Origin of the sequence: Actinomadura miaoliensis (genome assembly GCF_039536785.1) — a bacterium.
Classification (GTDB): Bacteria; Actinomycetota; Actinomycetes; order Streptosporangiales; family Streptosporangiaceae; genus Spirillospora; species Spirillospora miaoliensis.
On sequence record NZ_BAAAZG010000043.1, the window covers coordinates 1 to 14,279 of the forward strand.

Below are 14,279 nucleotides of genomic sequence, written 5' to 3' on the forward strand. Positions count from 1 at the left end.
CGCCCCGCCGCCGTCGCCCCACCCCGCGCCGACCGCGCACCTCACGGCACCGGCGGACCTGCCCGCCGCGCCCACCGTCGCGGATTCCCCGAGCGGCCGCCGGGGCCGTCTCCTCGCCGTCGGCGGCGCGGCGCTCGCGGTCGCCGTGGTCCTCGTCGTCGTGGCCGTGGCGCTCACCAGGAACGGCGGCGCCTCCTCCGGGGCCGCCGACTTCGAACCACGCGAAACGCTCGTGACCGACAACTTCGAGGACGCCGGGTCCGGCTGGTTCGAGGGCATGCCCGGCTCCCCCACGTACGTCGGCGGCGTGTACCGGATGCGCGCGAACATGGGCGAGGACGCCAAGTTCATGCCGCTGCCGCAGGGGAAGGGGATCCCCGCGCGGATGCTCCTGGACGTGAAGACCCGCATCACCGAGGGCGGCGGGGACGCGGAGGCGGGCGTGTTCTGCCGCAACGGCTACGGCGGCGCCAAGTACACCCTGGGGCTGCGGCCCGACGGCGTGGCCCGCATCCGCAAATCCGAGCTGGGAGGGCGTTCACGGCAGCTGGCGCGCTCCGAAGGCCCCGTCGGCGCTCCCGGCAAGTCCAACCGCATCCAGGCCACCTGCGTGGACGCGGGCACCAAGGTCGAGCTGGCGCTGTGGGTGAACGGCAAGCGGGCGGCGACGGCGGTGGACGCCGCCTCCCCCCTCAAGTCGCAGGACGACCGGACCTCTACGGGCCTGTACGTCGACCCGAGGGGGGCGGGCTCCGCCGGAGCCGACTTCGACGACTTCACCATGGCCGACCTCGGCTGACCGAACGGTCCTGCGGGGCGTAAATCACGTGGCGCGAGCGGTGCGTGCCGCGCTACCTTCGGGGACGCCTTCACCTCGCGGCTGCTGAACCACGAGGACCACGGCGGCGGCTCGCTTCCGCCACCTTCTCCGGCGCGCCCTCCAGCGCGCCCGTTTCCGCGTTCGTTCTTCCAGCAGCCCGAGGACTTCACCATCATGCGCATCCGTCAGGACCGCCGTCTCGTGCGGCGTGACGAGCACTGGCTCACCCTGCCGAACCCCTGGGACATCCCCGTCGACATCTGCGCCGGCGAGCGCGTGCCGCTCGAACCGGCCGCCGTCGACGAGGTGCTGTCCGTCCTGGAGACCGCCGGCACCCTCGCCCGTCTCGCCGGGACGGCACCCGGCCACGGCACGCCCCGTCTCACCCGCCTGGTCCTCACGCCCGACTTCCACAAGGGCGCGGGCATACCGATCGGCACGGTCGTCGAGACCGAGGGCGCGCTGCTCCCGCAGGCGGTCGGCAACGACGTCAACTGCGGCATGCGGCTGGAGGTCACCTCGCTCACCGTGGAGGAGGTGCGGCCGCGCCTGGACGCCCTGGAGCGGCGGCTGCGGCACCTGTTCTTCGAGGGCGGCCGCCGCATCGCCCTCACCCCCGTCCAGCGGGAGGCGCTCCTGCGCGAGGGGCTCCCGGGTCTTCTTCTCACGGGCGACGCCCCGTGGCAGGGCTACCAGCCCACCGACCCCGGCGACTGCCTGGACCGCATGCACGCGCCGGCGCACCCGGCCGGAACCGCCGGCGCGTTCGCCGACTGGATCACCAGCGCGGGTAGCGGCGGAGGCGCCAGCCACGACAGCATCATCGGCGGCATCGGCGGCGGCAACCACTTCGCCGAGCTGCAGTACGTGGCGCGGGTCCACGACGCCTCCGCCGCGTACGCGTGGGGCCTCACCCCGGGCATGGTCGTGCTGATGGTGCACAGCGGCTCGCTATCCCTGGGACACCAGGCGAACGCCACGGCGCTGGACGGGCTGCGCGAGACGTGGCCGGCGGGGCTGCCCCGGCCCCTCAACGGGATCCTGCCGTTCCCGCTGGACGAGCGTTCCGCCGCCGCCCGCCGCCGCTACCTCGACGCGTTCGGCAACGCCGCCAACTTCGCCGCCGGCAACCGCTTCTTCCTCGCGCTCACCATGCGGGCCGGGCTCGCCGCCGAATGCGGGCGGATGACGGCACGGCTGGTCTACGACGCGCCGCACAACCTGTTCTGGCAGGACGGGGACCGCATCGTCCACCGCAAGGGCGCGACCCCCGCGGGCGGGCACGAGCAGATGACGGGCGGCCCGTACGCGATGTGGGGCGAGCCGGTGATCGTGCCCGGGTCGATGGGCGCGGCCAGCTACGTACTGCGCGGCCACGGCGACCCCCGCACGCTGGCCAGCGCCTGCCACGGCGCCGGACGGCGCGTGCCGCGCGGCGCCACCGCGCGGGCGAGCGACCGCGACCTCGACGCCTTCCTCCGGGAGTTCCGCGTGGTCACGCCGCTGAACCACCGCGACCCGGCGGTGGCGCGCCGCGCGGACGTGATGGCGGCCTGGCGCCGCGACCTCAAGCAGGAGGCGCCATGGGCCTACAAGGACATCGGCCCCGTGGTGTCGAGCCTGCACGCGGGCGGCGTGGCCGCCCCGGTGGCCGAACTGCGCCCGCTCCTCACCGTCAAGGGCTGAGCGCGGCCCGCCGACCGGCCCGCCGACCGGTCTCTCAGGCGGGGGCGCGGGTCAGGGCGCCGAGCGCGGCGACGACCTGGTCGGCGGTCGGCATCGTGCCGGGCGACAGAAGGGCCTGCAGGACGTAGCCGACGACGAGGCCGTGCACCAGCGAGCCCAGGCCCCGCGCGGTGTCCTCGTCGACGTCGGCGGCGTCCACGCCCAGGACCATGGCGGCGAGCTCGGCGCGGGCGCGGCCGACGGCCTCCAGCAGGGGGCCGCGGACCTCCTCGCTGAACTGCGCCTCGCTGTAGGCCTGCACGCTGGCGACCAGCAGCGGCCGGCTGCGGGGGATCGCGGCGAACAGCTCGGCCAGGAACACGCGCAGGCGTTCGGCGGGGCTCGCCCCGCCCGCCGCCCGGACCGCCGCCTCGATCGTGTCGCCCCACTCGTCGGACGCCTGCAGCACCGCCGCGGCCATGAGGCCGTCCTTGGAGCCGAAGTGGTAGCCGATGGACGCCAGGTGCGCGCCCGAGGCGGCGGCGATGTCGCGGGCCGTGGTGCGGCTGTAGCCCTTCTCGGCAAGGCAGGCCCGGGCTCCCGCCAGCAGATCCTCGCGCTGTCCCATGGCCCCGGAGCCTAGCATTTGTACGGACGTACGTTTTGACGGCCCGTTTGTACGTACGTACGATCGGCGCATGCGCTCTCTCCGCCCCTGGGGCCTGGTCGTCCTGCTGCTGCCCGCACTGCTGGTGTCGATGGACCTGTCGATCCTGTTCGTGGCCGCTCCCGCGATCTCCGCGGAGCTGGCGCCCACGGCCACGCAGTGGCTGTGGATGATGGACGTCTATGGCTTCGTGATGGCCGGGCTGCTGATCACCATGGGCGGCCTGGGCGACCGCATCGGCCGCCGCCGGCTGCTGATGATGGGCGCGGCGTCGTTCGGCGCCGCGTCGGCCGTCCTGTGCCTGGCCGGCGACCCCGTGGCGTTCATCCTCGCCCGGGCGCTGCTGGGCGTCGGCGGCGCGACGCTCGCCCCGTCCACCCTGTCGCTGATCCGCGGCATGTACCCCGACGAGCGGCGGCGGCGCGCGGCCGTGGGCGCCTGGACGGTCGCGTTCACCGGCGGCTCCGTCGCCGGCCCCGTCGTCGGCGGGCTGATGCTCGAACGGTTCTGGTGGGGGGCGCTCTTCCTCGTCAACGTGCCCGTCATGCTGCTCCTGCTGGCGACCGCGCCGCTGCTGGTGGCCGAGTCCAGGAGCCCGCACCCGGTGCGGTTCGACGTCCTCGGCGCCGCCCTGTCGTTCCCGGCGATCCTGGGGCCGGTGCTGGCCATGAAGCGGATCGCCGAACACGGCGCCGACCTGCCGGGCATCGCGGCGGCGGGCGGGGGCGCGGTGTTCGCCGCCGCGTTCGTGGTGCGGCAGCGCCGCGCGGCCCACCCGCTGGTCGACGTCGGCCTGTTCCGGGTCCGCGCCTTCGCCGCCGCGGTCGGCGCGAACGCGGCCGTGGCGCTGGCGGCGTCGGGGCTGGGCGTGCTGGCGTTCACGTTCCTGCAGACCGTGCACGGGCTCAGCCCGCTGCGCGCGGCGCTGGCCGCCCTGCCGACCGTCGCGGGGACCTTCGCGGGCGCGGCGGCCGCCGGGGCTCTGGCCGACCGGCTGCGCACGGCGCCGCTGATGGCCGCGGGGCTGACGGCCGCGGCCGCCGGTTTCGCCGTCGTCGCCTCGGTGGGCCCGCACACGTCGCCGTGGGGCTTCGTCGGCGGCTACACCGTGCTGACGTTCGGGGCCGGCATCACCGGGACGCTCGCCAACGCGCTGATCCTCGCCACGGCACCCCCCGAGCGCGCTGGTGCGGCGGCGGGCATCTCCGAGACCAGCGCCGAGCTGGGCGCGGCGCTGGGCATCGCGGTGCTCGGCACGACCGCCGGCACGGTCTACCGCACCGCCATGGAGGCGGACGCGCCCCCGGGGACCGGCGAGGCCGCCACGCAGACCGTCGCGGGCGCCGTCGCCGCCGCCGAACGGATCGGCGGGCAGGCCGGGACGGCGCTCCTCGACGCGGCCGCGTCCGCCTACACCGACGGGGTCACCACGGCCGCCGCGGTCAGCGCCGCGCTGCTCCTGCTGGTGGCGGCCGCGACGGCCGTCGCGCTGCGCGGCACCCGCTGAGCGGCGCGCCGACCGCCGCCGGCACGATCGCACTGGTGGCCGGCCACTTCCGCGGCGGCCGCCCGGTGACCGGTGAACACCGGTGCCGCATCGATCCGGCCGGCTCGTCCCCCGACCGCCGCGGACGCCGTTAACATTCCACGGAGTGCCAAGATCCCCCGTTGGCATGACCTGTACTGGAACGGCGTGAAATGGATGACCTCGACGAGCTCCGGCACCAGCTGCCGGGCGGCCTGGCGCAGCTGTTCGCCGACCCGAGCGTCGAGCGGTCGCTGTCCACGCCGCTGCCCGACGGCGACGTGGTGTGGCCGGACCCCGGCTACCCGCAGCGCCAGTTCGTCCGGCGTCCCGCGTTCTGGGTGAGCGACGACCCGGTGTCCGGCGAGCTGTGGGCGCGGCTGCGCGCCGAGCATCCCGTCTCGGGCCTGTGGCCGCTGCTGATGGACGAGTCCGCCCAGCCGTGGGCGGCGGGGCAGGTCGCCCCCGAGCCCGTCGAGGAGATCGCCAACTACGCCCCCGACGCCTTCATGTACGAGGTGTGGTCCGACTGGGTGGAGCAGGCCACCGAGGAAGACCTGGAGGACCTGGCCCCGTTCGGCGCGCACTGCCCCGGCACGGCGCCGCCCGCGTCCCTGCTGGACGACCCCGGCGCCGTCGCCGACCGCAACGCCCGCTCGCTGGCCTCGCGCGGCCTGTCGCTCGGCCTGGTCGCGGTGGACCGCGGCGCCGACGCGCTGGCCGCGGTCGGCTGGCAGGGCGCGCTGAACCACAACGAGTGGACCGCGCCGCTGGCCGCCGTGGTGCGCGGGTGGGAGGACCGTTTCGGCGCCCGCGTCGTCGGCCTCGGCTTCAACACCCTGGAGCTGAGCGTGGCCGCGCCGCCCGTCACGGCACGCCACGCGCTGCACGTGGCCGCCGAGCACTGGGCGTTCTGTCCCGACATCCTGTTCCAGGGCCCGGGCACGCTGGCCGGGTACGCCGAGGAGATCCGCGGCAAGACCTGGTGGTCGTTCTGGTGGGACTGATCCGGGGTTGACGCAGGTCAGCGACCCTGGACCGGTCCCACGGCGGTGCCGGGCACTGGTCCGGCGCGGCCGCGTCTGTCTACTATGCGACCCGCAGACACATGCCCACCGGAGCCGAGCCCGCCCCTCGCTCCGCCGCCACGCACGCTCGTCGGAGCACGCTCGGAAGGGAACCCAGGTGCGGACACGGGGGTCAGTCAGGTCCGGCAGTCAGCGACGCGCGGGCGGACGGAGCCGGGCGCTCCCCGCGGTCATCGCCGCCGCGGTCGCGGCCACCCTGGTCGCGGACGTGGCCGTCGTCGCGTCCGGCGTGCTGGACGACTCCGGCGGCGCAGGCGGAACCGGTCATCTGGTCTCCATCAACACCGACACGGCGACCCCGACCGTCGCGCCGCTCACCGGGCTCCTCACCCCCAGCCTGCTGGTCGCGGGCGACGCCCCGCTGCCGCCCGACGCGGTCGAACGCGCACGCCGGGTCAAGGGCGTCGCGGGGCTGACGGTCGTGGACGCCGCCCAGGCGCAGGTGGCGGGACGCCGCGTGGGGCTGCTCGGCGTCGACCCGTCGAGCTTCCGCGCGTTCACCCCGCGGCAGTCGGCCGAGTCGGACGCGCTGTGGCAGAGCGTGGCGACCGGCGGCCTGGCGGTGTCGTTCGAGCTGAGCCGGGACGGGTCGGTGCCGCTCGGCGGCGTCGTGCAGGCGGGCGGCGCGGGCGCCCCCGGCAACCTGCGGGTCGCCGCGTACGCGTCGATGGGCATCGAGGACGTGGACGCGGTGGTGTCGCGCGCGCAGGCCCGCACCCTGGGCATGCCGCAGGGCAACGGCCTGGTGGTCAGCGCGTCCAAGACCGCCGCCGGGACGCTGTCCAAGCGGCTCAGGAAGGTGCTGCCGCCCGGCACCCGCGTCGCGGTGCTGCAGGACGATCCGCCGCGCCGCGCGTCGGCCGCCAAGGCGCCCAAGGCGCCCAAGCAGTCGGGCCCGCGCGTCACGGGACGGCCGGACGGGGCGACCGGCGCCCGCACCACCGTCACCGGCAACCTGATGACCGCGACCATGCGCGACCTGGTGATGGAGCTCGACCAGATCTTCGGCCCGTTCCCCACCATCGGCTGCTACCGCGGCGGCGCCGACGCGCAGGACCACGCCGCCGGACGCGCCTGCGACTTCATGGAGGGCCCGATCGGCCGCATGCCGAGCGCGTCGGCGCAGCGCCACGGCGACCAGGTCGCCGCGTACGCCGTCGCCAACGCCCGCCGTCTCGGCGTCTCCTACGTCATCTGGAAACAGCACATCTGGAACGTGCGCTTCCCCGGCTGGCGCCGCATGGAGGACCGCGGCAGCATCACCCAGAACCACTACGACCACGTGCACATTTCCGTGCTGAGGTGAAGTGGGCGGGTTCATAGTTCCTGTTCGGCCCAGACGGCCTTGCCGGTGGGGGTGCGGCGGACGCCCCAGCGGCGGGCGATGCGGCCGACGACGTGCAGGCCGCGGCCGGACTCGGCGTCGCGCAGCGCGTCCCCGGCGTGGCGGCTGACGCGGGGCCGTGCGTCGGAGGAGTCGAACACCTCGCACACCAGCCCGCCCTCGCGGACCAGGCGCAGCGTGATCCGGCCGCCCGCGTGCCGGACCGCGTTGGTGACCAGCTCGGAGGCCAGCAGCACGGTCGAGTCGGCCAGCTCGGCCAGGTCCCAGCGGTGCAGGCGGTCGCGGACCAGGCCGCGGGCGCGGCGGATCGCGGCCGGGTCGCCGGGCAGCTCCCAGGAGACGTGGTCGTCGGCGGGGATGCGCCGCAGCCGCGCGACGAGCATGGCGATGTCGTCGCGGTGCCGGTCGTCGTACACGCCGTCCAGGCTGGCCTGGCACAGGGCCTCCAGCGACCGTCCGCGCGAGCCGGGGCCGAACACCGCGCGCAGCCGCGCCAGCCCGTCGTCGATGTCGCGGGTGCGGTTCTCCACCAGCCCGTCGGTGTACAGGACGAGCAGGGTGCCGTCCTCGACGGTGAACTCGCGGCTGACGATGGGGCCGGCGCCGACGCCGAGCGGCGGGGCGGGCCGCACGTCCAGGTAGGAGGCGGGTCCGCCGGGCGGGACGAGCAGCGGCGGCAGGTGCCCGGCGCTGGCGGCCTCGCACTGCCCGGTGACGGCGTCGTAGACGGCGTACACGCAGGTGGCGAAGTGCGGTTCGCGTTCGCCGAGCGAGCCCATGAGCGAGTCGAGGCGTTCCAGGGCCTCGGCCGGGGGCAGGTCCAGCCCGGCCAGGGTGTGCAGGGCGGTGCGCAGCCGTCCCATCGTCACGGCCGCGCGCACGCCGTGCCCGGCGACGTCGCCGACGACCAGGGCGACGCGGGCGCCGGGCAGCGCGATCGACTCGTACCAGTCGCCGCCGACCTCGATGAGGCGGCTGCCCGGCAGGTAGCGGTGGTGCACCTCCACCGTGGACGGCGCCGACAGGCCGGTGGGCAGCAGGCTGCGCTGCAGGGTGAGGGCGGTGGCGCGCTCGCGCGAGTAGCGGCGGGCGCTCTCGATGAGGATGGCGGCGCGGGCGGCGAACTCCATGCCGATCTCGACGTCGTAGGCGTCGAACGGGCGGTGCGCCGCGCCGCGCACGCACACGAAGAAGCCGAGCGCCGACCCGTCCGACACGATCGGCAGCAGCAGCATGGACGCCCCGTCGAGCAGTGCCGCCACGGGCGCCCGGTGCCAGGCCTCGGCGATGTGCGAGGCGCCGTCGGCGTCCAGTTCGGCCAGGACGGGCGCGGCGGTGTCCAGGCACCGCGTGTACGGGGTGCCGGCCGGGTAGACGATGGTCTCGCCGGTGGGGAACGTGGCGTCCCACACCGGGTCGCCGTCGTCGAAGCCGACCGCCATGCGGCGCATCAGCGGCGGGTCGTCGGCGCCGCCGGGTTCGTCGGGGTCGGCGACGCTCTCGCGCAGCAGCAGGGCGCCGGAGGTGCAGAAGTGCGGCACCACCACGTCCATCAGGCCGCGGGCGAGCTGGTCGAGGTCGAGGGTGGCGCCGATGCGCGGGAGGGCGTCCTCCAGCAGGGCGCGGCGGACGACCGCCGGGTCCAGGAAGCGGTCGGCGCCGGGGACGGGCACGCGGATGACGGCCAGCGCCGCCAGGCCGGGCAGGTCCCCGGACATCGGATGGACGGTGACGACGGCGTCGTGCCGGTCGCCGCCGGCGGTGCCGAGCACGACCATGGCGGTGCGCTCGCGGCCCTCGCGGACCGCGTCCAGCAGGCGGTCCGGCGCGTCCCCCTCCGCGCCGACGATCACGTCGCCGAGGCCGGTCACCGGCATGCCATCCGGGCCCCCGCCCAGAACCGCCGCTGCGTTGCGATCGAACTGCACCATTTTCCCCGAAGAATCCAGGCCGACCAGCAGAATTCGGGTGGAGGACTGCATCGCTCGATTATGGGACATTTTCCGACGGGATGAGGTAGATAACTGGCAACAGGCACCGCACGCGTCAATGTGCGCACAGCCGAAGAGCGCGAGGAGGCCGCGTGACGCCCGCCGAACCGCCGCATCGGATCGCCGTCGTCGGAGCCGGCCCCACCGGGCTCGCGCTGGCCGCCGAACTCGCCCTGGCCGGGGTGCCCGTGCGCCTGTACGAGCGCAGGCCCGCGCCGCGCACCGACTCGCGGGCCATCGTCCTGCACGCCCGCAGCCTGGAGATGCTCGACCTGCGCGGCCTGGCCGGACGGTTCACCGACCAGGGCAGACCGCTGCGGACCTTCCCCCTGGGCGTGCGCGGCGCGGCCGTCGACTTCGGCCGCCTGCCCTCCGATTTCCCCTACATGCTGAGCATCCCGCAGAGCCGTGTCGAGGCGCTTCTCGTTGATCGGGTCCGCGAACTCGGCGCCGAGTTCGCCTGGTCGAGCAAAGTCGCCGGACTCGAGCAGAACGGTGACGAAGTGCGCGTCGAACTCGATTCGGGAGAACGCGAGTCGTTCGCGTATGTCGTCGGCTGCGACGGCATCCGCAGTTTCACGCGGGAATCGCTGGGCTTACCGTTCCCCGGCCACCCCAATCCCGGCTCGGTGGCACTGGCCGACCTGTATCTCGACGGCCTGTCCATGGACACGGCGTACGGCGAGCTGTCCGACCGGGGAATGCTGCTGGCGTTCCCGTTCCGCGACGGGTCGTGCCGTCTGGTGCTGTACGACTACGCGCGGGCGGACGCGCCCGTGGACGAGCCGGTGACACTGCCGGAGGTGCACGCCGGCATCGTCCGGATCACCGGCCGCGACCTCGGGCCGCGCGACATGACCTGGTCGGGGCGGTACCGCAGCGAGAGCCGCCAGGTCACCGCCTACCGGCACGGCCGCGTGCTGCTGGCCGGGGACGCCGCGCACACCCACTCCCCCGCCGGGGCGCAGGGCCTGAACGCGGGGCTGCAGGACGCGTTCAACCTCGGCTGGAAGCTGGCCGCCGCCGTCGCCGGACGCGCGCCCGGCTGGCTGCTGGACTCCTACCACGACGAACGCCACCCGGTGGGCGCGGCGGTGCTGGCGCTGACCGGACGCCAGTTCCGCCTCAACACCGCCCGCACGCCGCTGCGCAAGGCGCTGCGCTGGACCGCCGAACGCCTGGTCGCGCCGCTGCCGCCCGTGGCCGGCCGCCTCGCCCGCGCGTACTCGGGCGTGTCGGTCGCCTACCCGCCGCGCGGCGACGGCGCGCACCGCCTGGCCGGAACGCGGCTGCCGCCCGGCACGCTCGCGCACGCCGACGGGTCCGCCACCCGCCTGTACGAGCACTTCCACCGGGGGCGCTTCGTGCTGTTCGACACGGCCGGGCATCCCGCCCTGCCCGGGCACGTGACGGCCGTGCGGCACAGCGGCGTGCACGGGGCACGGCTGCCCGCCGCGACGCTGGTGCGTCCGGACGGCTACATCGCCTGGGCGTCCGACGAACGCGACGAGGCGGCCCGCGTCACCGCTGCCGCCGCCGCGGTCCGCGAGTGGTGCCCGAGCCGGTGACGGCTAGGGGCGGCCGAACACCTGGTCGGGCGGGACGGGCGCGGTGACGTGCTCCCCGTCCTCGATGGGACGGGCCCCGGCGGCGAAACCGGTCAGGTCGTCGCCGGCCATCAGCCGCGCCCGGACGGCGCCGCCCGCGGCGCGCCGGGTCAGGCCGTCGACCGGCAGCGGCCGCTGGGACGCCGCGACGACCAGGTTGCCGAACCGGCGTCCGCGCAGCACCCCCGGTTCGCCCAGCAGCAGCACGTGCCGGAACACCGACCGCACCGTGGCCACCACCCGCCGGGCGTAGGCCAGGCGGAACCCGTCGGCCACGTTCATCAGCAGCACGCCGCCGGGCCGCAGCACCCGCGCCGCGTCCCGGGTGAACTCGCGGGTCGCCAGCTCGACCGGCATGGACGCCTCGGCGAACGCGTCCACCACCAGCAGGTCGTCGGCGTCGTCGGCCAGCGCCGCCGTCCCCGCGCGGCCGTCCACCACCCGGATCTTCAGCCCGGGGACGTTCTTGACCGGCAGCCGTTCGCGCACCAGCCGCACCAGCGGCCCGTCCGGCTCGAACACCACCTGGCGCGACCCGGGACGGGTGGCCGCCAGGTACCGGGGCAGCGTGCACGCGGCACCGCCGATGTGCACCGCGTCCAGGGCCTGCCCCTCCATGGCCATCAGGTCGACCACGTCGCCCATCAGCCGCATGTACTCGAAGTCCAGGTAGGTGGGGTCGGTCAGGTCGACGTACGACTGGGGCACGCCGCCGATCAGCAGCATCCAGCCGCCGTCGCGGTCGGCGTCGCGCAGCAGTTCCGCCTCGCCCCCGGCCACCTTGAACACGCCGGACTTCGGCCCCGCCCCGCCCCTTGGTCTGCGCCCCATGGGCCCACTCTACGGACCGCCGCCGGTCACCTGGACGTCACCGGCGAACGGCACCATGACGCCCATGAAACGCATGATCGTCGCGGCGGCGGTGTCGGTGGGCTCCGTCGTCGCGCTCGTCCCCCCGGCGGCCGCCGCCGCCCCGCCCGGCCCGCCGGCCGCCGCGCTGCCGCTCGGCCCGGCCGGGCTGCATGAGGAACGTTCCACCGAGCGGCTGGCGCCGGGCGTCGTCCTCACCTCCATCGTGCGCGGCCACAAGTCCGACGCCGACGCCTGGACGCTGCACGTGCGGCTGCCGGTGTCGGGCGACCCGGGGCCGCGCCCCGACCCCGCCAAGGCCACCGCCGTCATCGCGCCGAAGCAGACCGCCGAGGGCGTGGCCCGCCAGCTCACCGAGGCCGGATTCCAGCCGCGCGTGGAGGCCGTGCACGGACCGGCGTTCGCCGACGTGCGGGCGGGCCTGGTCGGCTACACCGTGCGCGTCGGCCGGTACGCCACCGAGGCCGAGGCGCAGAAGGCCCTGCCCGCGCTGACCGCCGCCGGCTTCCGCGCCGGGACGTCGTACACCGCGCAGGACGGCGGCGCCACCACCGGGCCGTGGCGGGTGCACGTCCTGACGATCGACCCGCGCCGGTTCCGCGGCCGCGTGGCGGCGTCGCTCAGCGCGCCGCTCACCTCGCTGAACAAGGTGTCCGAGCTGGTGCGCGCCGGCGGCGCGATCGCGGGCGTCAACGGCACCTACTTCACGCCGCAGGGCAAGGGCGGCCCGGCGGGGCTGTACGCGCTGAACGGGCAGCTGCTCAGCGAGGCCAACAACGGCCGCACCGCCATGATCCTGCCGGAGGACGGCCGGAACGTACGGTTCGCCGGCATGTCGTCGCAGTTCACCGTCCGGGCCGAGGACGGGGCGCGCCGCGAGCTGGACGGCCTCAACCGCGTCCCCGGCGAGGTGAACAACTGCGGCGGCGTGGGCGGCGACCAGCCCACCGAACGGCCGCAGCACGACGTCACCTGCACCGACCCCGACGAGCTGGTGGCGTTCACGGCGCGGTACGGCGCGACCGGCCCGTCCGGCGCGGGCGCCGAGGCCGTGCTCGACCGCCACGGGCGGGTCACCGAGCTGCGTGAGACGCGCGGCGCCGCCATCCCGGCGGACGGCCGCACCGTCCAGGCCGTCGGCACGGCCGCCGACTGGCTGCGCGCACACGCCCGCCCCGGCACGCGCCTGTCGTTCACCGAGCGGATCCTGGCCGACGGCCGCCCGGTGGCCCTGAACCCGCGCACCTCGATCCTGGGCGCGGGTCCGCGTCTGGTGCGCGACGGCAGGGTCTGGGTGAACGCCTACGGCGACGGCCTCGTGCACACCGGCGACGACGAGTCGTTCTACTACAACTGGGTGCTGCGCCGTAACCCGCGCACGATGGCCGGGGTGGACGCGCAGGGACGCCTGCTGCTGGTGGCGGCGGACGGCCGCGCCGCGGGCCACAGCGAGGGCCTGTCGGTCGACGAGGCCGCCAGGGTGATGAAGGCGCTCGGCGCCGTCCAGGCGATGAACCTGGACGGCGGCGGCTCCACGACGATGGCCCGGGCGGGCGGCGCGCTCGTCAACCGGCCGTCCGACGCCGCGGGCGAACGCAGCGTCGGCGACGGCATCCTGCTGCTACCCCGCTGATCCGTCGACCGGCCCGGCGGAGGCGGCCGACTCGGCCGCCCCGCCTTCGGCCGCCTCCGCCGCCCCCTCTTTGGCGGCCTCGGCCGCCCTGTCTTTGGCCGCCTCCGCGGCGAAGTGACAGGCGCTGGGGTGCGCCGAGCCGTCCCGCACCTCCAGTGCGGGCTCGCGCTCGGCGCACACCTCGGCGGCCTTCCAGCAGCGGGTGCGGAACCGGCAGCCCGACGGCGGGTCGATCGGCGACGGCGGCTCGCCCTCCAGCGCGACGCCCCCGGCCCAGCCGCCGGGCGCCTCGGGGTCCGGGACGGGCACGGCCGACAGCAGCGCCTGCGTGTAGGGGTGCGTGGGATGCTCGTAGATCCGCGCCTCGTCGCCCGTCTCGACGATCTTGCCGAGGTACATGACCGCGATCCGGTCGGAGATGTGCCGGACGGCGGCCAGGTCGTGCGCGATGAACACGTACGCCAGGCCCAGCTCGCGCTGCAGCTCGGCGAGCAGGTTCATCACCTGCGCCTGCACCGACACGTCCAGCGCCGACACCGGCTCGTCGCACACGATCACGTCCGGCCGCAGCGCCAGCGCGCGGGCGATGCCGATGCGCTGGCGCTGCCCGCCGGAGAACTGGTGCGGGTAGCGGTTGACGTGCCCGGGATCGAGGCCGACGAGTTCCAGCAGCTCCTGGACCCGCGCCCGCCGCTCCCCCTTGGGCGCCGCCTCCGGATGGATCTCGAACGGCTCCCCCACGATGTCGCCGACGGTCATGCGGGGGTTGAGGGACGAGTACGGGTCCTGCAGCACCATCTGGACGCGGCGGCGCAGCGCCCGCAGCTCGCGGCGTGGCAGCGCGAACACGTCGCGTCCGTCGAACCGCACCGTCCCGGCCGTGGGACGCTCGGCCGCCAGCAGCAGCTTGGCCAGCGTCGACTTGCCGCACCCCGACTCCCCGACGACGCCGAGCGTCTCGCCGCGCCGCAGTTCGAGGTCGACGCCGTCGACCGCCTTCACCCGCCCCACGGTGCGCTTGAAGACCACGCCCTGCGTGACGGGGTAGTGCTTGACCAGCCCCTCCAC

The 14,279-nt window shown here is 75.3% G+C and carries 11 protein-coding genes; 7 read left to right on the forward strand and 4 right to left on the reverse strand.

Annotated features, from left to right (window positions below):
- Window positions 1-799: hypothetical protein (locus tag ABD811_RS27855; RefSeq protein ID WP_344953533.1), on the forward strand; the 799-nt coding region annotated here is incomplete at its 5' end.
- A gap of 195 nt (window positions 800-994) precedes the next feature.
- A complete protein-coding gene (locus ABD811_RS27860; protein WP_344953536.1) occupies window positions 995-2,506 on the forward strand; it encodes an RtcB family protein in 1,512 nt (503 codons plus the stop codon).
- A gap of 34 nt (window positions 2,507-2,540) precedes the next feature.
- Here ABD811_RS27860 and ABD811_RS27865 read toward each other — a convergent pair whose 3' ends face one another.
- Window positions 2,541-3,113 carry a TetR/AcrR family transcriptional regulator gene (locus ABD811_RS27865; protein ID WP_344953539.1) on the reverse strand — a complete coding sequence of 191 codons (573 nt, stop codon included), beginning with the start codon at window positions 3,111-3,113 and terminating at the stop codon, window positions 2,541-2,543.
- Window positions 3,114-3,183: 70 nt separating this feature from the next.
- Between ABD811_RS27865 and ABD811_RS27870 the strand changes: the two genes are divergently transcribed.
- The 3 genes from ABD811_RS27870 to ABD811_RS27880 all read left to right on the forward strand — a co-directional run bounded on the left by ABD811_RS27870 (window position 3,184) and on the right by ABD811_RS27880 (window position 7,071).
- Window positions 3,184-4,659, forward strand: coding sequence for an MFS transporter (locus tag ABD811_RS27870; RefSeq protein ID WP_344953542.1), 1,476 nt, complete (start codon window positions 3,184-3,186; stop codon window positions 4,657-4,659).
- A 191-nt stretch (window positions 4,660-4,850) separates the two neighbouring features.
- Complete coding sequence (locus ABD811_RS27875; RefSeq protein WP_344953545.1) at window positions 4,851-5,684, forward strand: DUF4253 domain-containing protein; 834 nt, start codon at window positions 4,851-4,853, stop codon at window positions 5,682-5,684.
- A gap of 289 nt (window positions 5,685-5,973) precedes the next feature.
- Complete coding sequence (locus ABD811_RS27880) at window positions 5,974-7,071, forward strand: VldE C-terminal domain-containing protein (RefSeq protein WP_344953548.1); 1,098 nt, start codon at window positions 5,974-5,976, stop codon at window positions 7,069-7,071.
- 11 nt (window positions 7,072-7,082) lie between these two features.
- Here ABD811_RS27880 and ABD811_RS27885 read toward each other — a convergent pair whose 3' ends face one another.
- Window positions 7,083-9,092 carry an ATP-binding SpoIIE family protein phosphatase gene (locus tag ABD811_RS27885; RefSeq protein ID WP_344953551.1) on the reverse strand — a complete coding sequence of 670 codons (2,010 nt, stop codon included), beginning with the start codon at window positions 9,090-9,092 and terminating at the stop codon, window positions 7,083-7,085.
- A 101-nt stretch (window positions 9,093-9,193) separates the two neighbouring features.
- Between ABD811_RS27885 and ABD811_RS27890 the strand changes: the two genes are divergently transcribed.
- Window positions 9,194-10,669, forward strand: a complete 1,476-nt coding sequence (locus ABD811_RS27890; RefSeq protein ID WP_344953554.1) for an FAD-dependent monooxygenase — start codon at window positions 9,194-9,196, stop codon at window positions 10,667-10,669.
- A 3-nt stretch (window positions 10,670-10,672) separates the two neighbouring features.
- On the opposite strand, the gene ABD811_RS27895 is transcribed toward ABD811_RS27890, so the two are convergent.
- Window positions 10,673-11,539 carry a spermidine synthase gene (locus tag ABD811_RS27895; RefSeq protein ID WP_344953557.1) on the reverse strand — a complete coding sequence of 289 codons (867 nt, stop codon included), beginning with the start codon at window positions 11,537-11,539 and terminating at the stop codon, window positions 10,673-10,675.
- Window positions 11,540-11,603: 64 nt separating this feature from the next.
- On the opposite strand from ABD811_RS27895, the gene ABD811_RS27900 reads away from it, so the two are divergent.
- Window positions 11,604-13,211: a phosphodiester glycosidase family protein gene (locus ABD811_RS27900; protein WP_344953560.1), complete on the forward strand. Its 1,608-nt coding sequence runs from the start codon at window positions 11,604-11,606 to the stop codon at window positions 13,209-13,211.
- Here ABD811_RS27900 and ABD811_RS27905 read toward each other — a convergent pair.
- Window positions 13,200-14,270 (reverse strand): ABC transporter ATP-binding protein, encoded by a 1,071-nt coding sequence (locus ABD811_RS27905; protein WP_344953710.1) that lies wholly within the window; start codon window positions 14,268-14,270, stop codon window positions 13,200-13,202. The genes ABD811_RS27900 and ABD811_RS27905 overlap by 12 nt on opposite strands.
- Window positions 14,271-14,279: the final 9 nt, after the last annotated feature.

Bases quoted from the DNA above. Each gene is read 5' to 3' on its own strand.
- ABD811_RS27885 (WP_344953551.1), bottom strand. From the start codon at position 9,092: ATGCAGTCCTCCACCCGAATTCTGCTGGTCGGCCTGGATTCTTCGGGG.
- ABD811_RS27870 (WP_344953542.1), top strand. From the start codon at position 3,184: ATGCGCTCTCTCCGCCCCTGGGGCCTGGTCGTCCTGCTGCTGCCCGCA.
- ABD811_RS27895 (WP_344953557.1), bottom strand. From the start codon at position 11,539: ATGGGGCGCAGACCAAGGGGCGGGGCGGGGCCGAAGTCCGGCGTGTTC.
- ABD811_RS27900 (WP_344953560.1), top strand. From the start codon at position 11,604: ATGAAACGCATGATCGTCGCGGCGGCGGTGTCGGTGGGCTCCGTCGTC.
- ABD811_RS27865 (WP_344953539.1), bottom strand. From the start codon at position 3,113: ATGGGACAGCGCGAGGATCTGCTGGCGGGAGCCCGGGCCTGCCTTGCC.
- ABD811_RS27860 (WP_344953536.1), top strand. From the start codon at position 995: ATGCGCATCCGTCAGGACCGCCGTCTCGTGCGGCGTGACGAGCACTGG.
- ABD811_RS27875 (WP_344953545.1), top strand. From the start codon at position 4,851: ATGGATGACCTCGACGAGCTCCGGCACCAGCTGCCGGGCGGCCTGGCG.